23 protein-coding genes and 2 pseudogenes are annotated in these 21,483 nt (G+C 55.2%); 1 reads left to right on the forward strand and 24 read right to left on the reverse strand.

The annotated features are described in order from the left end of the window. Positions 1-533: pseudogene (locus PY311_RS05685) on the forward strand (TraX family protein); the annotation flags it as partial. Positions 534-853: 320 nt separating this feature from the next. Here PY311_RS05685 and PY311_RS05690 read toward each other — a convergent pair. The 24 genes and pseudogenes from PY311_RS05690 to PY311_RS05810 form a co-directional block, all read right to left on the reverse strand. After that, the gene (locus tag PY311_RS05690; protein WP_215688154.1) at positions 854-1,198 is read right to left on the reverse strand and encodes a hypothetical protein; all 345 of its coding nucleotides are present in this window, start codon (positions 1,196-1,198) and stop codon (positions 854-856) included. A gap of 206 nt (positions 1,199-1,404) precedes the next feature. After that, entirely contained in the window at positions 1,405-1,698 is a 294-nt protein-coding gene (locus tag PY311_RS05700) for a helix-turn-helix domain-containing protein (RefSeq protein WP_286147720.1), read from the reverse strand. Continuing rightward, on the reverse strand, positions 1,695-3,497 hold the full coding sequence (locus PY311_RS05705; RefSeq protein ID WP_286147984.1) for a type IV secretory system conjugative DNA transfer family protein: 1,803 nt from the start codon (positions 3,495-3,497) through the stop codon (positions 1,695-1,697). Before PY311_RS05705 ends, PY311_RS05700 begins: the two co-directional genes overlap by 4 nt. A gap of 62 nt (positions 3,498-3,559) precedes the next feature. Beyond that, positions 3,560-4,453 carry a DUF3991 and toprim domain-containing protein gene (locus tag PY311_RS05710; protein WP_286147721.1) on the reverse strand — a complete coding sequence of 298 codons (894 nt, stop codon included), beginning with the start codon at positions 4,451-4,453 and terminating at the stop codon, positions 3,560-3,562. A 29-nt stretch (positions 4,454-4,482) separates the two neighbouring features. Next, the gene (gene mobP3, locus PY311_RS05715) at positions 4,483-6,075 is read right to left on the reverse strand and encodes a MobP3 family relaxase (RefSeq protein ID WP_286147722.1); all 1,593 of its coding nucleotides are present in this window, start codon (positions 6,073-6,075) and stop codon (positions 4,483-4,485) included. Further along, positions 6,057-6,503, reverse strand: a complete 447-nt coding sequence (locus PY311_RS05720; RefSeq protein WP_286147723.1) for a hypothetical protein — start codon at positions 6,501-6,503, stop codon at positions 6,057-6,059. Before PY311_RS05720 ends, mobP3 begins: the two co-directional genes overlap by 19 nt. A gap of 480 nt (positions 6,504-6,983) precedes the next feature. Then, the gene (locus tag PY311_RS05725) at positions 6,984-7,406 is read right to left on the reverse strand and encodes a hypothetical protein (RefSeq protein ID WP_286147724.1); all 423 of its coding nucleotides are present in this window, start codon (positions 7,404-7,406) and stop codon (positions 6,984-6,986) included. Positions 7,407-7,689: 283 nt separating this feature from the next. Beyond that, positions 7,690-8,703 (reverse strand): hypothetical protein, encoded by a 1,014-nt coding sequence (locus PY311_RS05730; RefSeq protein ID WP_286147725.1) that lies wholly within the window; start codon positions 8,701-8,703, stop codon positions 7,690-7,692. A 1-nt stretch (position 8,704) separates the two neighbouring features. Next, positions 8,705-8,983, reverse strand: a complete 279-nt coding sequence (locus tag PY311_RS05735) for a DUF6103 family protein (RefSeq protein ID WP_286147726.1) — start codon at positions 8,981-8,983, stop codon at positions 8,705-8,707. A 21-nt stretch (positions 8,984-9,004) separates the two neighbouring features. Further along, entirely contained in the window at positions 9,005-9,796 is a 792-nt protein-coding gene (locus tag PY311_RS12635) for a hypothetical protein (protein ID WP_350309701.1), read from the reverse strand. 128 nt (positions 9,797-9,924) lie between these two features. Further along, a complete protein-coding gene (locus PY311_RS05745) occupies positions 9,925-10,230 on the reverse strand; it encodes a hypothetical protein (RefSeq protein ID WP_286147728.1) in 306 nt (101 codons plus the stop codon). A 16-nt stretch (positions 10,231-10,246) separates the two neighbouring features. Then, positions 10,247-11,311, reverse strand: a complete 1,065-nt coding sequence (locus PY311_RS05750) for a M23 family metallopeptidase (RefSeq protein WP_286147729.1) — start codon at positions 11,309-11,311, stop codon at positions 10,247-10,249. Next, positions 11,311-13,140: a VirB4 family type IV secretion system protein gene (locus PY311_RS05755; RefSeq protein ID WP_286147730.1), complete on the reverse strand. Its 1,830-nt coding sequence runs from the start codon at positions 13,138-13,140 to the stop codon at positions 11,311-11,313. Before PY311_RS05755 ends, PY311_RS05750 begins: the two co-directional genes overlap by 1 nt. Continuing rightward, the gene (locus tag PY311_RS05760) at positions 13,133-13,711 is read right to left on the reverse strand and encodes a hypothetical protein (protein ID WP_286147731.1); all 579 of its coding nucleotides are present in this window, start codon (positions 13,709-13,711) and stop codon (positions 13,133-13,135) included. Before PY311_RS05760 ends, PY311_RS05755 begins: the two co-directional genes overlap by 8 nt. Beyond that, positions 13,708-13,971 (reverse strand): hypothetical protein, encoded by a 264-nt coding sequence (locus PY311_RS05765; RefSeq protein ID WP_286147732.1) that lies wholly within the window; start codon positions 13,969-13,971, stop codon positions 13,708-13,710. The genes PY311_RS05760 and PY311_RS05765 overlap by 4 nt, the downstream gene beginning before the upstream one ends. Before the next feature lie 62 nt (positions 13,972-14,033). Continuing rightward, positions 14,034-14,345, reverse strand: a complete 312-nt coding sequence (locus PY311_RS05770) for a hypothetical protein (protein WP_286147733.1) — start codon at positions 14,343-14,345, stop codon at positions 14,034-14,036. 116 nt (positions 14,346-14,461) lie between these two features. Then, the gene (locus tag PY311_RS05775; protein WP_286147734.1) at positions 14,462-15,868 is read right to left on the reverse strand and encodes a DNA cytosine methyltransferase; all 1,407 of its coding nucleotides are present in this window, start codon (positions 15,866-15,868) and stop codon (positions 14,462-14,464) included. Beyond that, positions 15,869-16,129 (reverse strand): hypothetical protein, encoded by a 261-nt coding sequence (locus PY311_RS05780; RefSeq protein WP_286147735.1) that lies wholly within the window; start codon positions 16,127-16,129, stop codon positions 15,869-15,871. A 197-nt stretch (positions 16,130-16,326) separates the two neighbouring features. Beyond that, complete coding sequence (gene ltrA, locus PY311_RS05785) at positions 16,327-18,207, reverse strand: group II intron reverse transcriptase/maturase (protein ID WP_286147736.1); 1,881 nt, start codon at positions 18,205-18,207, stop codon at positions 16,327-16,329. A 699-nt stretch (positions 18,208-18,906) separates the two neighbouring features. Next, positions 18,907-19,296: pseudogene (locus PY311_RS05790) on the reverse strand (DNA cytosine methyltransferase); the annotation flags it as partial. Between the two features lie 12 nt (positions 19,297-19,308). After that, positions 19,309-20,205, reverse strand: coding sequence for a conjugal transfer protein TrbL family protein (locus PY311_RS05795; protein ID WP_286147985.1), 897 nt, complete (start codon positions 20,203-20,205; stop codon positions 19,309-19,311). 71 nt (positions 20,206-20,276) lie between these two features. After that, the gene (locus PY311_RS05800; protein WP_187015152.1) at positions 20,277-20,705 is read right to left on the reverse strand and encodes a HEPN domain-containing protein; all 429 of its coding nucleotides are present in this window, start codon (positions 20,703-20,705) and stop codon (positions 20,277-20,279) included. Then, on the reverse strand, positions 20,674-21,018 hold the full coding sequence (locus PY311_RS05805; RefSeq protein WP_187015153.1) for a nucleotidyltransferase domain-containing protein: 345 nt from the start codon (positions 21,016-21,018) through the stop codon (positions 20,674-20,676). The genes PY311_RS05800 and PY311_RS05805 overlap by 32 nt, the downstream gene beginning before the upstream one ends. A 77-nt stretch (positions 21,019-21,095) precedes the next feature. Continuing rightward, positions 21,096-21,413: a DUF3852 domain-containing protein gene (locus tag PY311_RS05810; protein ID WP_455723108.1), complete on the reverse strand. Its 318-nt coding sequence runs from the start codon at positions 21,411-21,413 to the stop codon at positions 21,096-21,098. Positions 21,414-21,483 lie beyond the last annotated feature (70 nt).

A 21,483-nucleotide genomic window follows, 5' to 3' on the forward strand; every position in this document is an offset into this window, starting at 1 on the left:
TGATTGTGTTTGCAGTTTGTCTCCTTTTTCTCTTTATGGAATGGATATTGCTGACTTTTATCACTGGAGAGCGTTTGCCGAGCGTAGCCCTTATGTTCTCATATGTGATGGGGATGATAATTTCCTGCGCACATATATTCAAACATCACGAAATTGCGAATTCAAAATCGAATATATTAATAAATATTTTTCCAATCTTGTCAACGTTACCAGCATTTTTACTATCAAGCTTTATAGATTGCGATTATGGTATTTGGGGTGTCGCTTTAATTTCACTCTTATATCTGGCAAAAAGTATTAAAATTTCTGCCGTGATAATGGCAGTGTTACTCGTACCCTATTATGGGCAACATATTTATAGCAATGTTGTTTCTTTTGAGGCAATACGAAATATGTGTTTTTCACTTTTGTCTATTTTGTTTGTTTGCCTGTACAATGGGCAACACGGAAGTAAGAAAAAGTGGATTTATTATTGGGCATACCCGTTACACATTTTATTCTTTGCAATTTTGCGTTGTTATCCGTTCTTTTAATAACAGATTTTAAGAGTGAGGGTGAATGTATTTTTTTTTGATTAAATTATTAGGAATACTTTTAGGGTTTACATTTCCAGTTTTTACAATAAAAGCAATTAAGGAAAGCTTACAAGGAAAAAGTAGGGAGCAGGTATATGTTGTATTATCAAGTGTATGCGGTGGGGCGATAATGCTGATAGTTATGGGACTGCTTCCAAATACATAAGATGTTGGCATAACGGTTTACCCGTTACGCTATGCGTGAAGTGGTGGATGACGAATGAAGGGAATCTCCAGGCAGGGCCGCCTTGCAACAGCAAGGCGGCCCTGCCGCTTTATTACCGTTCCAAGCCCTTTTGCTTGGGCAGCAATTTATCCAATTCCTCCTGTGGGATCTTGCTCAAGAGCTTCTCTGCCCGCTTGCAGCGCCGCTCCAGCTCGGAAAGCTTCATGCTCTGGTCAAAGCTGTGGCTGCGTTCTGCTTTTAACTCGTTTCGCAGATCTGCATTGATCTCCCTCTGGAAGCTTGCGTTCCGCCGCTCGTGGGCGATGGTATCCCGCAGCCGCTGTGTTTCCGCCTGAAAGGATTCCACCTCCGGCAGCAGCTGCGCCAGCATCTTGCCTGCGTTGAACACATTGATGTTGTTCAGCGTGGCCTCCAGCTGCTCCAGTTTGGCGTCCATCGCCGGGACCTTCTTGTATTGCTTTACTGATCTGGGACTGAGAAATGCTCGTCTCTGAATTTCAGACAACAGGAACCTACTTATATCATGAAGAACATTGTTTATATTCTTGTTCTTTCTCTGCTCTGTATCCTCCGGTAGAGTAGGTTCTTCTGGATGCGCCATGATGACGCCACCCTATGGACAGATTTTTAGGAGAGAAAAGGTCACAGTCCCCCCTTGGCGGGAGGCTGTGACGTTTTTGCCGCTGTCAGACGGTACAGATTGCTGGTCAGGCTGCCGTTGGCGCGGTGGCGCTGCCGCTTCTCAATGAGCTGCCTGTGTTCCAGATCTGCCAAGGCCCGCTGGACGGTGCGGGGTGAGAGGCCCAACTCACCGGCGATGGTCTTGATCCCCGGCCAGCAGATGCCGGAGGCGTCCGCGCGATCCCGGAGGTAGATGTAGACCGTCTTTTCCCGGTGGCTCAGATCTTCGGCGTAAATAAAGTTAAATTTGCTCATTTGGTATCCTCCGTATTGTAAGGGCTGTTTTCGCGTCGGTTCTGAATATTGTGGGCCAGCTCGTCGCGGTTCACATAGGCAATTTTTCTGGCCGCCCGCTCCGGCATCCGGTATCCGTCTGGGTCGAAGGTGATGCCCCAATCCAAAAACAGGCGCAGTCTCGTCCGCATGGGATGTGTTCCTGTTTTCATCACCACAAATTCGCCCTTGGGGATGGACTTCAATTCGTCTGGCGTCATGAGCGGGCGCTCCATCATCTGCAAGGACTGGCTGCTCTCCTTGCCCTGGCTGATGGAGCCGGAGAGCACCGTGCGGCTGCCAAGGGCGGCGGAGAGGGCCTCGGCGGTTTTGCTCTGGGGCGAAAAGCCGCCGAAGATGGTGTCCTGGCAGTTGTCGCAAATGATCTCCGCGCCCTCTTTTCCGTAGTTCTTTTCCAGTTGGGCAAGGCTCTGGATGATGGGAACCAGCGTCAGCCCGCGGGAGCGGCCCGCACTGAACAGGGGCAGGATGTCGAAGGGCGGCATGGTGCCCAACTCATCGCAGAACAGCACCACGCGGTTCTTGAGCCTGCCGTCATGCTCGTCCGCCACGGAGAACAGCTCACGGGAGAGGTTCTGGATCATAAGACCCGCGATGAAATTCTTGGCGGGGTCTTCCTCCGGCAGAATGAGAAAAATGGCGCACTTCTCCGAGGCGAACATCTCCGCGTTGATGGGGCTGTCGTAGCAGATGACCTGCTCCAGCTCCGTATCCAGAAAGGCGTTCAGGCGGGAGAGAACGGTGGACATGACCGAGGCCATCGCCTGATCCGCCGCTGTCAGCGCTGCGCCCGCCAGCCACCGTGCCTTATGCTCCGGCGGCAGAATGTCCACCAGCAGTTGAAAACCGTTTCTGCCCCGTGAGCTCGGCATCGCCAGCAGATCCTGAACCAGCTTGAAGGCGGACACGATATGCCGCTTTTCCTGCTCTCCGTCCTTTGGCGGCACAAATTCCGCCAGCAGCAACACAACGGCCGTCAGCAATCCCTCGGCGCTGTCATAGAAGTAGGCGTTATCACCGTATTGGGAGGCGTCACCGTCCGGGCTGATAATTGTCTTGGCAAGGATCTTGGCGTACTTCTCCGCCTTGGCCCGCGCCGCCAAGTTGGACGGATCTGCTCTCGCCAGATCCATGTAGTGATTCATCAGCGTCAGAAAGTTGAAGCCGTCCGAGCGGGTGGGATTCCGCAGGTCGATGACGGATACCCGGTAGCCATAGTACCGGGAGGCGATGGCGCCGTAATTCCTCGCCAAGTCTCCTTTGGTGTCCAGCGCCAGAAAGCTCATGCCGCAGGCGCAGGCGTATTCCAGATTGGGGTACAAGAAAAACGCCGTCTTGCCCACGCCGGAGGCGCCAATCATCAGACAGTGGATGTCGTCGCTGTCCACCAGCGCCCGGATATCCCCCTGCTCCTCGATCACCTTTTTGATTTTTGAGAGTAGCTTTGACTTTTTCTTCGGTTTCCGTTTCTGCTTTCCCGCCACAGGACGGCGCAGCTTTTCCAGCAGCTTGCGGGAGGTTTTCAGCAGAATTCCCGCCTTGCTTTTACGTTTTCCGCCGCCCACGCTGCCGAGGATGAGCCCCTGCTCCGTGGGCAGCTCCTTCCCCTTACGCCAGCGGCGGGGGCGGAAGGGTACGGTGTGGTAGGTCTTGCCGATCTCCTTGGGCGTCGCCCACCGCGCCGTGCCGTGCTGACCGTCGCCCACCGTCTTGCTCTTGATGTTGTTGAGGGAGTAGCTCTTGGAGAGGAAGGATGCCATGAGCAAAAACACCAGCAGAGCGCCGCAGAGGGCGAGGAAGATCCATGTATCCCCGTTCATGGTTAGTTCTCCTTTCTCTCAAATTTGGCGCGGAGATCGTCGTTCCAGTCCTTGCGTACCGGACAGAGCCGCTCCACATCCAAGCCCATGTCCTCCAGCGTATCCGTCATGCGGCCGCAGGCGTCATTGCCCGCCTCATCGTTGTCGAGGCAAAGGTACACCGTGTCCAGCTTGGGATTCTGCCGCAGCCGTTCCAGCACCGGCTGGATGGATGTCCCGCAGCAGGCAACGTAGCTGTGCTCCTGCCAGCCGTATGGATAGAGGGTGATGTGGGACAGGAGGTCGATGGGGGCCTCGAACACATAGAGGGACTTGTCCGTGCCGTTCTTATGAAAACAGTGCTCGCTGGCGCTGCTCTCAATGTTCATGCGGAACACCCGTCCCTCGCTGTTGGTGCTGCGGATGTGGGCGTGTTTTGCCTCGCCGCTGCCATCCAGCCCCACGAAAACGCAGTTGTGATGCTTGTCCTCGTAGAGCAGCTTTTCGTGTACGAAATAGGAGATGACCTCCCGGTCAATGTGGCGCTGACGCATGAGGTAGGCGTACATACGCCGCATGGTTCCGTAAGGCTCCGGCAGCGCGAAGGGCTTCGGAGCCTCCTTTGCGGACTTTGCCTGCTCATACGATTTTCCGTTTTTTCTGCCCAGCAAAAGCAAAACCGCCTCCTGATAAGGGAGACGGTAATAACGCTGGACAAAGCTGACGGCATAGCCGCCCTCGCGTTTGGAATGGTCGAACCATTTGTTGCCCCGGACGGTTATGCTGGGATCGTTGGGCGTACGGAACTCCCGGCCGGAGCGCACGGGTCGTTCCCCCTGGGCACGCAGCAGAGACACGAGGTCTGTGTTTTGCGCCCGCGCCTTTTCCTCCGGCGTGAAATACATATATTTGCTCATGATGTGTCCTTTCAAAATTCTGCTTTGCGCTACCTGAATATCTGTTCCTCGTGATCGTCCGGCTTGTGTCCCATCGCCAGCCGCTTGCGCCGCAATTCCTGACGGCGCTTGCGGTCGATCTGCAAGCCGCGGTGGATCTGGTCGATCTTGCTGTTATCCTCAAAAATTCTGCTCATGTGATGCAGCATCCGCACGACGGTTTCGCCCACCGTGGGAGCACGATAATCTGATCCTGCCGGTGCGGTTTGCCCTGCTTGACCGGATGGCTGTGAGTGCGTCGGAGTCATTTCGCCCACGGGCGGCACGGCGTCTTTGGAGGCGGCAGCGTCAGCGGAGCCGGGATCTTCCGGTGCGGTACTCGCCGCACGGTCAAATTTGGGCTGTGTGGGAACGGCTGGTGCTGTGGATTCTACTTCGGCTTTCTTGGCCGCCGCGGAATTCTCAGGCGAAATGGATTCCACCGATGTGGCAGAAGTTCTCTGTGCATCCGCACACCGCTGCCGCTCCGTCATCCATTGCAGTGTTTCCTGAATGACCATGTTGCGGACGCTCCGGAACTCCTTTTGCTGGGAGAGCGGCAGACGCTTGGGCGGCCGCTGATCGTAGTCCAGACACACCTGCTCGTAGAGTGTCTGCCACGTTTCATAGGCGGCGGACACCCGCTCGTCCTTCGCCAGCTCCTCCACGATTGCATCCACGATGGCCTTGACCCTTGGCGGCAGGTAGCCGTAGACCTTTCGGCCCTTGACCGTCAGCAGGCGTTCCGCCAGCTCCTTGGTGAGCTGCTCCAGCCGCGGATTATCCACCGAGCCATGCTCCAGCTGCGCGATGCACTCCACCATTGCCTTGCGAGTGCGTGTCTGGAGCGCCTGCCGTGCGATGTCCTTTTGCTGGTAGATGTGCATCCGATCCGCGTGATAGATCCGTCTGGCGAAGACGGACTTCACCTGCCGGATACCTTCTTTGGTGAGATACCCTTCCTTTGAGTCCGCGGAGAAGAGGATCATGTGGATATGCACCTGGTTCGGCTTTTGGTGGAAGGCGGCATACCAGCGCAGGTTGTTCGGCTGGATCTTATACGCTTTTGCGATGTCGCAGACGGAGGCATTCACCAGCGCCCGCCAGCTTTCCGCGCTGTCGTAGCCCAGCCGCTCCGCATCCTCACGGCGCAGCGCGATCACCGGCGTCCACACGTTGCCGGTGTGCTCCGCCACCTCCCGCACCGCTTGTGCGAGATTTTGTACCTTGCCGTGGGCGTCCCACAGACCGTGTTCGCCGTCTTTCTGGACGCCGGGGCGATGGGAGATGTAGTCGATGAAATTTTCCTTTTGATCCAGCGCCTCCATGTAGTTTTCCCGCACCTGCTGGATGAACGCGGAGGCGCTGCCCTGGGTGGGGTGATCCAGATATTCCTCGTACTCAATGAGTTCCCAGCAGGAGGGGAAGGACTTCAGCAGCCGTGCAATGAAGTCCTGCTGCTTTTTCGTGGTGGGGAGCGTACTGCGCTCATCCGCCAGCAGCTCCACGCCGGGGCGGGTGGCGACGTAGCGTGTGCGCTGGGCCAGCTTTGCGGCGTTCTGTCCGCCCTTGAGGTAGGGGGAGATCAGTACGATCCGGGCCATGCGTCATCCGGCTCTATACGCCGCTGGCTCCGCACCGCGCTTTCAAAACTCACCTGCCCGTTGGTGCGCTTCACCTCATCCACGGCGTAGGCCCGCAGCTCTCGCGTGTGAATCGGGTCGGTACGGAAGTGGGCGGCGATGGTGTGGCAGAGCATATTCAGTTCCACCGCGCACTTGAAAAGAATACGGCAGAGCCGATTGTTGTTGTCGTCCAGCGTACCCTGAATGGCGGTGAGGATGGCTTGCGAGAGGTAGGCGGTGTTGTCCTCGGTGCCGAGATAGCCCATGTAAAAGCGCAGGGCCTTGTTGATAAATTCGCTGCGGTTTTTGCAATTATCCGCGGTCAGCCAGCCGTCCATACGGGGAACCAACTTGGCATCCAGCCATACCACCGTGCGCTCGATCCGCTTTTCGTCATTTTCCTGCATTTTTGCAGCACTCCTTTCTGAAAAGGCGCAACCTCTTGTCACGCCTGCGTTTTTGCGGGTAAGGTGCACCTGTTTCCCATCAAAACCCGCAAAAGGTGCACCTTGTCCAAATCTCTGAAAGCCCCGCACTGCGGGGCTTTGTGGCTGGGAGGGGCCCAGTTAGGGGCACCTCTCTTTATCTTGTGCTTTTATCGAACGGGCAAATAAGGGGCGAAACCCTCTGAAATGGGGCATGGCCGGGAGGTGAACACCCATCCCCAAAGGCTCGGTTTCCCATCGTCGGAGCGGTATTCACAGGGTCTTTTCACACATCGCCCACAAACGCCGCAACGTTCGTTTCAAGAGGCTGCGGCGGGTACACACGCCACCCCAGCCCCGAACCGCGCACACAGCGGCTCACACGGCGAAACACGGGGGAAAACGAGGAGCCGCCCCATGTGGGGCGGCTCGGCTGTATGGAATCGCTCTGGTCAGGCGCAGTTACACCTGTTTTTCCTCCTCCGTTTTTTCAATCCAGTCCAGCAGGTTCTGCGTTTCTTCCAGTGTCCTCGCCATGTTGTAGAGAACCGTGCGCCCTTTCGTGCTCTCAGTGCGCAGGGATGTTTCAAACAGATCCCATACATTATCCAGTGTTTCCGTGCCGGTAGCATGCATGGGCAGTTCTTCTTCCGGAAGAATGTGCTGCACAACGCCGCCCTCTCCGGCTTTTTGAATCGCCAATCGTTCATGTTCGATGAGTGCGAGCGCCTCCAGCGTTGCGTCTGCTGGGAGTTCCCACGCCTCACCGATCTCCATGATGCTCTCACGGTACAACTGCACGTCAAACGTTGGATGAATCACCAGCATTGCCAGCGTCTCCTTTGCCAGACGCATTTGTAGTTCCATTGCGGCTTCTGTATTCATTTCAAATTTCTCCTGTTTATTTTTTGTGTAGCGCGCTGCGCAAACACAATGGCACAGCGGCAGTCGGAAAGCTATTCACGAAATCCAACAAAATTTTTTGTGAGGTTTTGCGCCTTTCCATATCGCAGAAAAACCGAGGGAGCAGAATAACAGCCGCCGAACTGCGGCTGCCCGCCGAGGGCGGGTTGACGCGGTTCGTCGGTGCCGCGGCCCCGCTGGGCTGCGCAGCCTGGACGCTGTTGGTTCCGCAGCCGTGAGCGTTTCAGCCTTGCTGTGTTTGTGCCTACAGTTTCATCACCGGCCCCTGCCGCTGTTCCGGTTCCTCTCGGAGCTGCTGTGCGTAGTCGCGGAGACTCATGTCAGTCTGCTTCTGACAGTATTCCTCCATCTTCTGCAGCAGCACCTCCCGCTCCGCCGCGTTGAGCCGGTAGCTCCAGGTTTCCTCTGTGCCATCCGCTTTGCAGAGATTCAGTTCCAGCGTGTCGCAGGGGCGGTTTTTCTCCATGTCATAGTTGGCGTAGATGTTGAGCCAGTCATCGTTTTTATCCGTGCAGACGAAGGTGCCGAAGGCTGCATCCACATCGAACTCCGTCCGCACATAAAAATTGAGCTTGCCGTCCATCTCGATGATCTCATCACCGAAAGAAAAAATCCGCGCGGAGAGGTGTCCCGCCGAGGTGATTTCCTTACCGCTCAGATGATCCAGCAACTTGCGCCACTGATCATCGCTCGACGCGAATTGTGACCGGGTGGCATGGTACGCCGCCACGGATACATCCCGCATCGCCCAGGTCTGCCAACCGTCCATGATGTGAACGGCGGAGAACTCCCGCTTGTCGAAGTTGAGATCAAACACGCCGCGCACCTTGACGGTGTTCTCCATGCGAAGGGCGGTGAGCGCGTTGTACTCTTCCGCTGTGATGGGCTGCCCGTCCGCGAACAGCTTGATGAACAGATCCGGCGCGGAGCCTTTCTCCGCAGTGACATAGCCGCGCAGCTTTACTGCGGCATCCAGCAGTTCCTCACCGGGCGAGGTCTTGAAGTACCACTCCTGTCCACGCTCGGTCACATGGTAGGCGGCGTAGGTGCGGGCTGCTTCTTCCTCCGCGCGCCGCGCGGCATCCTCCGCGTAGATCTCGGCACTGATGCGCTCGTACTCGCGCTCCGGGAGTTGGTTGCACAGCTCATCCAGCACATCCTCCAGATGCTCCTGCAAGGTTTCATCCTTGAGATGCTTTTCAATGGCATCCTTCCATCGCCGGTCGATCCACAGTGTGATGTCTACATGATCTGCCATCTCACTCACCATTCCTTTCGTCAGTGGGCTGCGCCAACGCGGAGGGAGGCTCCTCCCGCGTCTGCGCCTTCGCCGGTCTTGCCGGACGGCGGGGACGGGCAGCGGGCGCCGCGCGGCTGTCCAGATACTCCCGCACCGGCTCCGGCACCTCAGATTCGTAGAGGCATTTGAGCAGCTCCTCCAGTTGCGCCTGTACGCTGGTGTTCTTCTTTTTAAGTGAAAATTCGAGAGCGGCAAGCTGCTCGCTCTCGAATGAGATTGTGACATTTTCTTTTTTCATAGTCGGCATATTCCTCCGTTCCTATTTCATCTGCATCGTCGGGGATTCCATTCTCTGTGTTTCTTCGCGCAGACCGGAAAGCAAACTGGAAAAGATTTCGCCCTCGTCTACGCTCTGATGCTCCAGCCAAGCCTCACGGAGAACCTCCAGAGGTCTTTCCGCCTGCAGCAAAAATTGATGTTCCTCTCTGGGCAGGCTTTCCCCTTGTACCGTCAGCCTGCCGCGGCAAACCTGCATGGCTGATATCTCCGCTGCAGACTGAATCAGTTCATCCCATTCCAGCTGATCCAGCCCGCGCATATGGGCTGCCATCTCTGCCTCGGTCCGCTCAAATATCAGCCCCCACAGTTCACTGGAGGTCAGTTCCTTATGGCTGACGATCTCCCCGGAAAGAAATTTCGGCACATCAATAACCTCCGGTTCCTTGAACGCCATATCGCCGCGGTAGCCGATTTTCAGCATGGAGAATTCTTTTGCTGCCTGCATCAGTTCTCTGGAACTGCCGGGAGGGATCTCCTGATTCCAGCGGTACCAGTTATCCTCATAGCCACGGGGCGTGAGTTTGAGGAGAACATAATCCTCCGGCACGAATTTGGGATAGCGGCAGAGCTGACCGCCCACGGCGTAATAGGGCTTGCCCTCACAGAGAACCGTCTGCGCCATGTATGCCCGCATCTTATCGAGGCTCTCGCAGAACCAGCATTCCGTATCATCAAAGCGACGAATCACGCCGTCATCCAGAATGCTGTTAAGATGTTCCTTTTTCGTCAGGTGATAGACCGTGGACGGTCTGGATACTTTTTGGTATGCCATATTATTCAACCTCCTCGTAGTAGTCGCGGAGCTGGAAGCCCAGCGCCTCCATGTCGCTGTGCTCCATGCTTTTTTGGCGTTTTTGTGTTGTGGGTGGTATCACTACCCTCCGGCGGTCGCACGAAGTTTCAATCCTGCGGACGTCCGGCATTATCAAGGGCAAAATTGGCCTTTTTTATGGCGTTGCGCCGCTGTATCTTCTCGGCATCAGACAGCACCCTGTTTGGCGCGATCCTTATCCATGATTTTGGGATGGTGTAGTCAACTGCCCGCCCGCTGCGGGACACTTTGACGAGCCTGCAATCCTCCGGTCTGTCCCGCGCCAGCGCTTCCAGCTTCTGACGCAGCACCTTGTTGTGAGTATAAATCCCGGCGGTCTTTTCTTCCTCGTTGAAGCCGATAATGGTTTCCTGCTCGTAGCGAGCCATGTTCATAATCATTTCCTTCCTTTCAGCCTTTCGGCAGATACGCCCTCGGATTCGTCCGTTCCCCGTTGACGCGCACCTCGAAATGGAGGTGCGGCCCGGTGGAGCGCCCGGTGCTGCCGGAGAGGGCGATGATGTCTCCCGCCTCCACCGTCTGTCCCACTTTTGCCAGCAGCTTGGAGCAGTGGCCGTATAGCGTGGCAAGGCCATTGCCGTGGTCGATCATCACATAATAGCCATAGCCTCCGGCGTTGTACTTGGAGACCGTCACCGTCCCCGGCAGCGCGGCGCGGATGGGCGTGCCGGTGGGAACGGCCAAGTCCATGCCGCCGTGTCCCTTGCGCTTCCCGGTGATGGGATCGACGCGGTTGCCGAATTCAGAGGTGACACGGCGCTCCCAGCCTGAACCGATGGGCGAACAGAAACCGTCCGCGCCGATAAACGGCACATCCGCGCCGGGTATCCAGCCCTCTGAACCTCCGGCTATGCCATAGCGGACGAGGTTGTAGACACTGTCGGCGTTGGACTTCTGCTCCTCGGAGAGCTGTAAGTGAAGCACGTTTTCAAGATTGCCGTACACGGCGGATATGTCCGCAACGGGAATCGCCACGGTGTAGCTCTCCTCGGTTTCCGTCCTGTCCTCGCTGGTAACGGTGCGGGTGCGTTCCTCGTAGGTCACGAAGCAGTCCACGAACTGCTTATGCGCTCTCCTGCTTGGTGCGTCCTCTCCAAAGAAAATGGCATAGAAAACAGCCTTGACGCGGGTACCGTCAAGGCTGCTTTCACCCTCTGCCATGTCATTGACGGCGGCGATGGCATCGTCCAGCAGCGTGAAGCTGCGGCGCATATCTTCAATGTAAGCAACATATTCCGCAGGCGTTTTGTCCGGAATGCTGCCGCCATTGAAGCACAGCAGAACGGCGGAATTGTTATGCTCCGCGCTGCCGGAGAGCAGAGAGCAAATCAGCGCCAGCGTCAGGATCAGCGGTGAACAGATCGCCGCCACGATCCAGCCCAGCTTTCGCCTGGTGTCCTCATTCGAGAGCGCGGCAGCGGCGAGCTTCGCCAGTGCCGCGACGGGTACCGCCATTACCGTCCACCTGCCGTTCCGAAGATGGCCTGCTTGTACTCCGGGGCCTGCACCTGCAATAGATAGCGTTCATTGCCGCACTTGTAGAGGCAGGAGCCGCGCTGCGGGTCCCGGATCAGGGCATATTCGGACTCCTCCAGTTGGAGGTTATCCATGAAGAATTTCTTATCCACGTTGCCGCCGTTAAAGATGAACTGATGGACGGGGATGGAAAAGAGGGGGCGTGTCAGCTCCCGTATTCCCGGCTGAGTGAAGTCCTCCAAATTCTGGCTGGCGAGGAACAGGGCGGATTCCTTTTTTCGTACTCGTTTGAGGGCGTTGCGGATGTAGGTGATGACGGTGGGATCGGACAGCCACAGGTACAGTTCATCAATAGCCGCCACGGAATTGCCCAGCGTCAGAAGCTGATCCGACATATAGGACAGCAGGCTGAACAGCAGGGTGTTCCGCAGATTTTCCGCCATGTTATCCAGCCCCTTGACGCAGAAAACAAGGAATTTGGAGCGGTCAATATTGGTATGCCCATTGAAGAACCGGGCGTCCGCGCCGCGGCACATGGAATGGAGCCCCAGCAGCAGATCCCGCAGCATCTCTCGCGGGTAGAGGCTGTCTGCGGCCTCGTAATGGTCGTAGCTTTCCTGAATAGCGTCATAGAGATCAGAGAGGATGGGGTAATCGGTCGGCTGCATTCCGGCAAAGTCCGTGCGGTCGGTGATGTTCCACTTTTGATAGAGCCGCTCTACCATCAGCTCCAACGTGTCGATGTGGGGCGTGTCAAAGCCCTTGTAAACGCGGAACACATCCCGCAGGAAGGAGATGTGCTGAGAGAGCAGCGTCCCCCGGAAAGCGTCCGGCGCGTCCGGGTCTTCCGGCCCGCTGCCATCATCCCAGCAGCGGGGCTCCAGCAGGTTGATGCGGTACTGCCCGCTTAAGTAGTCCAAAAAACAGCCGCCCAGGGCGCGGCACTCGTCCTCCATTTCGTGCTCGGAGTCCAGAGAGATCACGCTTTTGCCTGCCTCCCGCACATTGCAGAGCAGGAGCTTCAGAAGATAACTTTTGCCCTGTCCGGTGTTGCCAAGGATCAGGGCGCTGGCGTTGGTCTTGTCAGAAGCACGGCGGTCAAAGTCCACGATGATGTTGGAGCCAAACCTGTCACGGCCAATGAAAAAGCCCTTGGGGTCGGTTTTGCCGGAATAGTTCATGGGATACAGATTGGCAACGCTGCGCGCGGGTAATACCCGCTCCGCAAAGCTTGCCAGTTGGCTGCCGCCCGCGGGGTTGGCGGAGAGGAATCCCTCCCGCTGGCGCAGGAGCAGCGGATCGGCGCCCATGCGGGAGCGCACCAGTTGGGCGGATACCGTGTCCCGCGCCGCGCGCAGCTTTTCCGTATCCGTGGCGGCAATATCCAAGTAAACGCCGCAGTGGATGAGCGGCTCCTTTTCCTGCCGCTGCTTTGCCAGCAGCTCCGCCATATCCCGTAGGTTTGCCTCCGCCGTGACGCTCTGCTTGTAGTCGTTGGTGTTGCTCCGCTCCATGCGGCTTTTGTTGGTGGCGGCATGGAGGATGGCGTCTTCCTCGGCGGGCGTGACCTGCCGCGCCGTCAGGCGCAGATTGACGCCGCCCATATCGCCAAGGCCCCGCAGCAGCGCCAGCTCATCCGTCATGGGCGGGTAGCTTTTCAGTGTCATCGCCGTATGATACCGGCTGCCGAGGATAAAATGGTCGGTGTTGAACTTCACCGCCGCGGGCGCGATCATATCCAGAAAGTCCTTCGGACGCGGGGCCTGCTCCGGCATCTTCTTTTTCGGTTTTGTTTTCTTTTTAGCCATGTACATACTCCTCTCCATCGAAATCACGGAATACCTCCGTGGTGAGATCCTGCCGGTAGTAGATCGCCAGCAGGCGCTTGACATCCTGCTCCTCCGCCAGACGCACGCAGAGCCCGTGGTCGCAGATGGCTTTCTCCAACTGCCGCAGCGCGCTTTCGTCCGCACCGGCTTTTTCATCCAGTGGGAGCACCAGTACAAATTTGCGGGAGGAGGCGGAGGAGAATTGAATGGCGTCTAAATGGGCCATGTCCCGCTCCAGCAGCTCCCGCACGGCAGGCTCCGTTTCCTCCTCCAAGCGCCGCAGGTAATACTCCTTGTTCCGCTGGAAGGATTCGCGGGAGTCCAGCGCCAGAATTTCCAAGGTTGGTTGGGTGCTGAGAAGCATGGTCAGGGAGCGGATACGGCCCCGGATGACCTCCGGGGACAGGACGGAGAGGTTGTCCGGCTGGATCAGGAAGAAGACCCGCTCTCCGGAATCTGTCATGACGCCGTGGGGCGTCACGCGGACGATGCCCATGAGCTGCCGTGTCGATTGCTGCTGGCGCAGCTCCTTTTTCTGTTTTCGGTTCATGGGTCCAGCCTCCATTCGTAATATTGTTGGCATAGAAAGAGAAAGCGAGCGGCACGGCGCAGGAAATCCAGAATGCTGGAGCCATCCACCTGAATGGTGAGAAAGGCGTACAGCACCGTGACCACCAGCAGTCCCATGCCGAGACCCTGGGTCAGCGCCAGCACAGAGAGCAAAGCGCCGATGCCAATCACGGCGATGTCCCGCAGCAGCCAGAGCCACAGCATGGGCTTGGCTTTCAGGTTTTCGGGGTAAATAAACATTTTGTTCCTCCAAAGCGAAACCGCTGCCGAAGATCTCAGCAGCGGTTCGCGCGATGTATTTCTTATTCTTCAGCGGCGCCGACATCCTCCGCCAGCGCCTGCCGGATGCAGTCCAGGAAGAAGGCGTTCTGCTTGATGCCATTCCGCTTGAGGTATGCCTTGAGCTGCTCAAACAACTCGGTGGGCACCTGAAACGCCACCGTCCTCACATTGTCCTTGTCCATCTTCACATTTTCCTCCATTTCATAATATTTTGTGATGAGCGCGGTCATGTACCGGCTCAGTGTTTCGCCGGATTCCGCCTGTCGCTGCCGTACTTTGGTATGCAGCTCCAAGGGGATTTCAGCGCAGAGGTTGCGCGTTTTTTCTGCCATAGCAGTTCCTCCGATCTTTTTAATGGTAAAGCCAAGATACCCGAAAGCAAGCGCGAAAGCTATGACCAAAGCCAACGAAGAAGCGGCGTGAAACAGCGGCGATACCAACAAAGCGGCTATGCTACCCGCATGGCCGCGGCGATCCGCGACATAATAAACTCCACACAGGGTATCGCCACGCTGTTGCCCAAAGCTTTGTACCTTGCACTATCCGACGCGCCGGGGATGTCTGTCCAGCCGTCCGGGAAGCCCTGAAGCCGTTCACATTCCAAAGGTGTCAGGCGGCGAATGAGGTGATGTGTTTCAGAACAGGATGCGTTGATGATACACTTATCCTGACTGACGTATTGATTACCGATACCTTTTTCATCTCCGCGGCATAATGCTCCAACTGTTTTTTGATAAAGTTCTACGACCGCGTGGCGGTCTGTGGCGGTCAATGTATACGCCAAATTCTCCTGACAGCCAAGACCGTTGCCGCCGTTTTGCGGCTGGCGGTCTACAATGTTTCCGGAAATACAAATGGTATCAGCGTTCTGCTCAACCAGAGGTATATTGTTACCACCTGTGCCATAACGGGCAGACATGGTGGGCACTACCTTGTGGGGGCCAGTGTAGCGACTGTCAATGCCGTGATTTTCGTAAACAAGAGGTTGGTGTCCATGCTCCTGTGCTCGGAGGGTTCCGGACACGTTTTCGCTGCATTCCATCACGCTGCCGCCCTGGTCATTAAGGCATAAAACAGACGGCATACAGTTCCCGCCGGGGCTGCCCTTGAGGGTTGGAGCAACCGATTCGTTGTATCCAATGCCGCCCGCTTTTGCGCCTGCTCCGGCGGAAAAACCGGCAACAAAGGTCTGCTGTTTCATCCCCGGCTGTGCGCCCAGCGCACCCGCCACATCGCACAGATCCCGCACCTCGTCCCGCTGGTTGGCGGCAAAGGCCATGACACCGTCATAGCCGTCAAAGCCCTCCGCGGCTCCATTTGGCTGTGTTACAAAGGTCTGCATCTGCATATTGGTGGTTGCCATCAATGCACCGGACACGCCGTTCAGGTCAATGCCCTCATTGCGCTGGTTCACATGAAATGCCTTAAGGTCAGTAGGTTGGCTGTCCGGCTTCATGAGCCCCGCTTGGATCTTCAGCGCACGCGCCAGCATCTTCGGCAGCTCCTTGCCGCGCTCAAAGGCGCGGCGCAGGATGCCCAGACAGGCGGTTTTCGATAAATAATACTTTAGAGACGGGTACGCTTCCAGTATGCCGGACAGTGAGACGCGGATCGGGCGGCGGGGCGCGGCCCCGGTATTGAGGGGCCTCTTGCCTTCCCGCCATGGAGATCGAAATTCCCAATGGCGCTGTCCGAAGAGATCCACGGGAGAGGACAGCAGATCCAAGTGGAAATACGGGATCGAAACCAGTTCGGAGTCCGACTTGCCCGGTCTGCGCTTGGGCGGTGCTCCGCCCCTTTCAGCCGTGTCTAACCCAAGCATCGTCATCTGCCCGTTCGTATCGAATCGGTACATCTATGAGACCTCCTTCTCACTGTTTTCCGTTTCGTCAAATACATCAAATAAAAGCTGGGGCGCAAGCGGCCCGGCAAAGTCAGCAAGGAGAAAAATGCGCTTGCGACGCTGTGCGACGCCACACAATTGCGCGTCCAGACAGCGCCACGCAATAGAAAACATATCGCCTGCCGTGAGATCACCGACATCGGGCCATCCGTAAGGATAGGGGCCTGGGATAAGCTCGTTGGGAAAGCAGATCCGCACGATCTCCTCCAGCACGATCCGAAAGTCCTCATACTTCGGTTTTCCGCTTGAAAAGGCCCCCGGTAATAGTGATAGGTAATCCTTTGAGGCAATCTCCGGATTTTCCCCCACTCCACACCGTGCATGAGAGTTTCCCCTCACACGGCGTTCCATCGGCATAACAGCATTTTGTTTCAAACACAATTTACACACTTCGTTGCGGGTAGATGGTTTTAGATTGCGTTCAGATTTGCTTGTTCTCGCAGTTTGTTGAGCTTATTTCGCTGTTGATTATCCAGCAACAGGGTTTGGAGCAGACGGGAAATGGTTTTTTCATCAGTGGCATGAACAAGTTGATGGATACCCTCACTGACTATAACAAAATTTGCGTAGGCATCTGTTCCGCCTGCCGACTTAGGCCGCTTGTGATGGCAGTGAATTTCATGGAGTGCGAGCGTTCTGCCTGTAACAGCGCATTTTCCATACTGTGCCGCATATAGAGAAATACGGTTGTCCGCATACTCCACAGACTGCCCCAGCCTCGGATTACGCATCAGCCATGTGAGAATTTCAATATTGACACCAAGCATCCGATGAATTTCCTCTCGTCCACTCTCTGTGTAGCGATTGATGCTCCGTTTTTTCCCCAATGGGTTCTTATGTCGGATATATCCTGCGGGTATAAGCGGATGTCCTTTCAGAAAGCGAATTTGGCTGCTGTTGCCGTATTTACTCTTGATGTAGCCCTTTTCTAATTTACCCTGTTTGCTTAGTCCCTGCTTACCCAAACGGTTTTTCATTTGCTTGCCGATGGCGAATGCAATGGGCGAGAAGTCCAGATTGACGCAGGTAGCAACACGATAATAATTGTGCATTCCAATTACGATGGAGTTGTAACGGAAGATTTGCTTGCGCTGGTCTTGCTCGCTTTTCGGATGTTGAATTTCCTTAATACACTTCGCCAGTTGGTCTTTTACCCTTTTCTGCGCTTTGTCGCTCATGTGAGACCGAACGACATACTTATCTCCCTTGCGCTGTGTTTTCATCTTGAATCCCAGATATTCCGAATAGTGGCGCTTTAGGTTCACCACCTTAGATTTTTCTGGGCTGATGTCCAGTTTCAACCGCTCCTTTAGCCATTGCGTTGTTGCCGCATATAAACAAAATGCGTCTTTGCGGTTTCGACAGAACAGCTTGAAATCGTCGGCATATCGAACGATGAATACAGGCTTTAGGTTGCTTTCACGCAGCAATCGGTACTGATAGCCACGGTTGATGCTGCCATTTGCGTTGAGACGAGTATATTTTGCGTTGCCGTGCATCGGCATCCATTCCCACTGCGACGCTATCCACCAGTCCAGTTCATTGAGAACAATGTTGGACAGCAGTGGAGAGAGAATACCGCCTTGCGGTGTCCCTTTACTTGGGTGGAGAATTTCTCCGTTAGACAACACGATTGGGGCTTTCAGCATTTCCCGAATAATGCACAGAAGCCGTTTATCCTGAATTCCCATTTCCCACATCTGTTGAATCAGCTTTGTGTGGTTTACATTGTCAAAGAAGCCTTTTATATCGATGTCCACAACATAATACAGGTGCGATAGCTGTATTAGCTGGTCACATCTGGCGATGGCATGTTCTGTGGAGCGATTCGGTCTAAAGCCATAGGAATGGTCATAAAATTTTGCTTCACAGATTGGCTCCAAGACTTGCAGGACACATTGCTGCACGATGCGGTCTACAATGGTCGGGATTCCAAGGGGGCGGGTTTTCCCGTTTGGTTTTGGGATTTCCACCCTGCGGACAGGGCGGGGGTGATAGCTCTTAAACTGCTTTTGAATCAGCGCCACATATTTTTCCTCGTTCAATTTGGCAAGGTCTTGTATGGTGCGCTTATCTACTTCTGCGGTACTGCTCCCTGTGTTTCCTTTGATTGTCCGATATGCCATTCTAATATTTTCCTCACTGGAAATGAGTTCCATAAGGTGAACAAACACTTTGCCTTTTAAGCTATCGGCATACAGACTGTCCAAAGTCTTTTGCAGGTCGTAATACTCCGCATAACGGATTTTGCTTCTCTTGGGTTTCTTCCGCTCCGAAGTCAACACAGGCATCCACTCCTTTTCAGCGGATTTTCTTTGTCATATTCGAAGCTGTGTTTATTGTGTTTTCAAATTTAACTGTTATCTCGACTTGAGGCTATCCCTCCATCATGTTTCCATGATTTCTACGGTACTGTGCCTCTACTCTCACTGGGATAAAGGGCGATTATGCATTCCCGCCCAGCGTTTCTCTGACTGCAACAGTCTCCACGCTCCCAGCTTTCCACGTTCCAATGGCCCTATCATTTCATGCTTTTAGGTGCTCCCTTTGAGCCTGTGTCCAGCTTTCGCCTTACTGCCTATAACAGTATATGGATTTTCATAAAAACGACTTTTACTCATCCACGGACACCCCGCTATGGCGGGTAGTGCCTTTCGACACATTCTGGGTTTAGACCCTTACATTCGGAAGTTCGTCAGTGTTCTGCACACATTCTCACCATGAGCATGAGACACCCGGCATATAGGCAACATCGTCCACCTCTGGACAAGTTTCGTATCATTGATTATGATGTACGGTTGCTCTCTGCCGACTTTACCGAGCTTCTGACACAGATTTGTTTGCTTCATCTGCGCCAGTCGGAGTATCAGTGTGGGCGTTTCAGGGCGTTACCCCATCATTCCACCCATCAGGCCATTAGTTCTGCAAGTGTTTTTTCACCATCCTTTCATTCTTGCGCCTGACCTTTTCAGTCAGGAACGTGTCGCACCGTTCTCCCAACACATCCAGCGCGGCCGTATGTTGACGCTCTCCCGGCCACGGGCTTTCTCTGCCAACCGCATTTCACGCACAATGCGCATCTGCTCCATAAAGAGGCCAGAACGCGCGCCGACAAGACCTGCCCTTGCGCCAGCAACGGAGAGATCTTGACACGGGCTGCCCCCGCAGATGATGTCCACAGGCGGCAGCTCCGCGCCACGCAGCTTAGTGATGTCGCCTACATGGATCATGCCGGGAAAGCGCAGCTTTGTCACCTCAATGGGAAATGCTTCGATCTCCGACGCCCATACCGGCGTGATGCCGTTGCGGACCGCAGCCAAAGGGAATCCGCCGATACCGTCGAACAGGCTGCCCATGGTGATTTGTGTTAACCAGGTCATATCATCACCCTTTCATCTGATCGCCGCGGCGATGGTTCGGGTGGTGTTGACGGCAGCCTGCGCCGTATAAACGGCGCTCGTAATATTGGCCTTTGTTGTGGTGTCCAAGCCGAAGCTGCCAGCGATGCGCGGCACTTCGCCAGCGGAGAGCATGAGTCCAACGCCCATGAGCGCGTGATCCTTGAATACCATAAGTCCCGCAACGAGGATGGTGGACTGGAGGAAGGCGGTTAGGCACAAGCCGATGACCTGCCGCATCCAGCCCATAAAGCCGTCCAGATAGCCACGTGGGACGCTGAACATATAGAGGCTGCCCACCGCGATCTGGATGAGCAGGATGCCGCCGCGCTTGAGGTTGGCGAAAAACACCTTCAGCACCGCGTAGCCCATGAGGATCACGCAAAAAAGGAGCATAATGGGGCTGGTGATGACGCCAAGGCCGAAGTGAGAGCTATTTACCACATCGGCAAGGGTCTGGATCTCGTTGAGCTCCGTTATGATGTCCTGTCCCACCTCACCGATGCTCCGTCCGTAGCCGGTGAGTCCCGCAGAAAAGGTTCCCTGCAGCGACACGGATAAAGCGTAGAGGCGGACGGGGACAACGGTGAACAGGCTCACCGCAAGAAAGCCCTTGATGATGTTCATCCCGCACTGCTGGAGATTGCCCCTGCCAGCGGAGTATTCGATACCGCACTCAAAGGCGCAGACTACCACACTGACGGTAAACAGTGCCCACGCAAGGCGGGAGAAAAAGAGAATGATGGCGCTGACCCATTCCAGCTCGAACAGCTCTACGCCCATATTGCCCATGAGGGCAAAGAAGTTGCCGAGAAAGCCCACGATCTGCCCGTAGAACCAATCTACCAACTGATCCAGGACTGTCGCGGCGACAAAATCCCAAATAAATATTGTTCATTCACCTCCGGAGACGCGACAAGGCCGCCGCCCTTTCGGGCGACGGCCTTGACTGCTGTCTTTACTTATTTCATTGTCTGTCCAAAGCTTTGGGTATCTTTGCTTTCCGGTTCATATCCAAGTTTCTGGCAAACAAAGTCTTGAACGAGCCTGCATTCCTTTAATGCGCAGACGGCGTCGGATTCATCCAGTTCTAAATTGGATGGATAGCGAACTTGAACGCCGTATGGCGTCAGTTCAATACAGGAGTCTGCCAGTTGCTCAAATCGCGTGTCTACTTCACAGCACAGCTTACAAAGCTGGATAAGGTCATGCGTTTTGGGCGGCTCTCTGTCGAATTGAACAAGCGTGGCTTTTAGAAATTTTTCGGCAGCCTGTTCACAGTGATAGCAAATAATTTCCACAGGCAGCGGACGCATCGTCAGCAGATGTTCCGCGGCGCTGAGATCCATATAGGCAAAGTCAAGCCATTCGCTGCTCCAGCCGGTGCTCATACAGCAAGACCCCCTCTCTTGCGATTTTCCGCTCCAGAGAAGCGTGTTCCGCTCTCTGATGGAATGCGTTAGAGCGATAAACAATTACATCCAAGGGGACGGACTGCGCTGAAAAGAGCGCACGGCGGATCGCCTTGACCGCGTCTGCCGGACGCATGGAATTTTCCGGGATAATGACGCACAAATCGTAGTCACTATCATCGGTTGGTGTACCATAGGCGTATGAGCCGAAAAGATAGATCTTCTCTGTATCCACAGTTGCGTCAATGATCCGGCAGATATCAGAAAGCTCATTTTTCACAGATTCTGTCATTCGCGCCGCCTCCTTTCCTAATTTCCATTATACCCAGCACACAGAAAATAAGCAACTGATTTTTACCCTTGCACCTTTTAGATCCCAATGATGCTCCAAATGTATTTCGGGGCCGTCAGGGTGAAGATGAGGCAGGCAAAGAGGATAGCGGGGCCGGTCCACTCAAATTGACCTCGCTGGCGAAAATCAAAATACGCGCCGCCAAGTTTTACGAAGAACGCGATGGCGAGGATCATATCCAGCGCCGGGAACACCACCTTCTCCACCACGCTTTTAATCTGCGTAGCGGCCTCCTTCCATGTCTGCTCCACAGCGCCTGCCACATCGCCGCCCGCGGCAAGGGCGGAGGTGCAGCAGAGCGCGGTCAGGAGCAGGAGCGCCAACGCCAAAATCATGATTTTTTTGTGTTTCAAGATATTAACCTCCTTGATATGGGGATGCCGCCCCTTGCGGAGCGGCATCCGT

Origin of the sequence: Neopoerus faecalis (assembly GCF_029218125.1) — a bacterium.
Classification (GTDB): Bacteria; Bacillota; Clostridia; order Oscillospirales; family Oscillospiraceae; genus Oscillibacter; species Oscillibacter faecalis_A.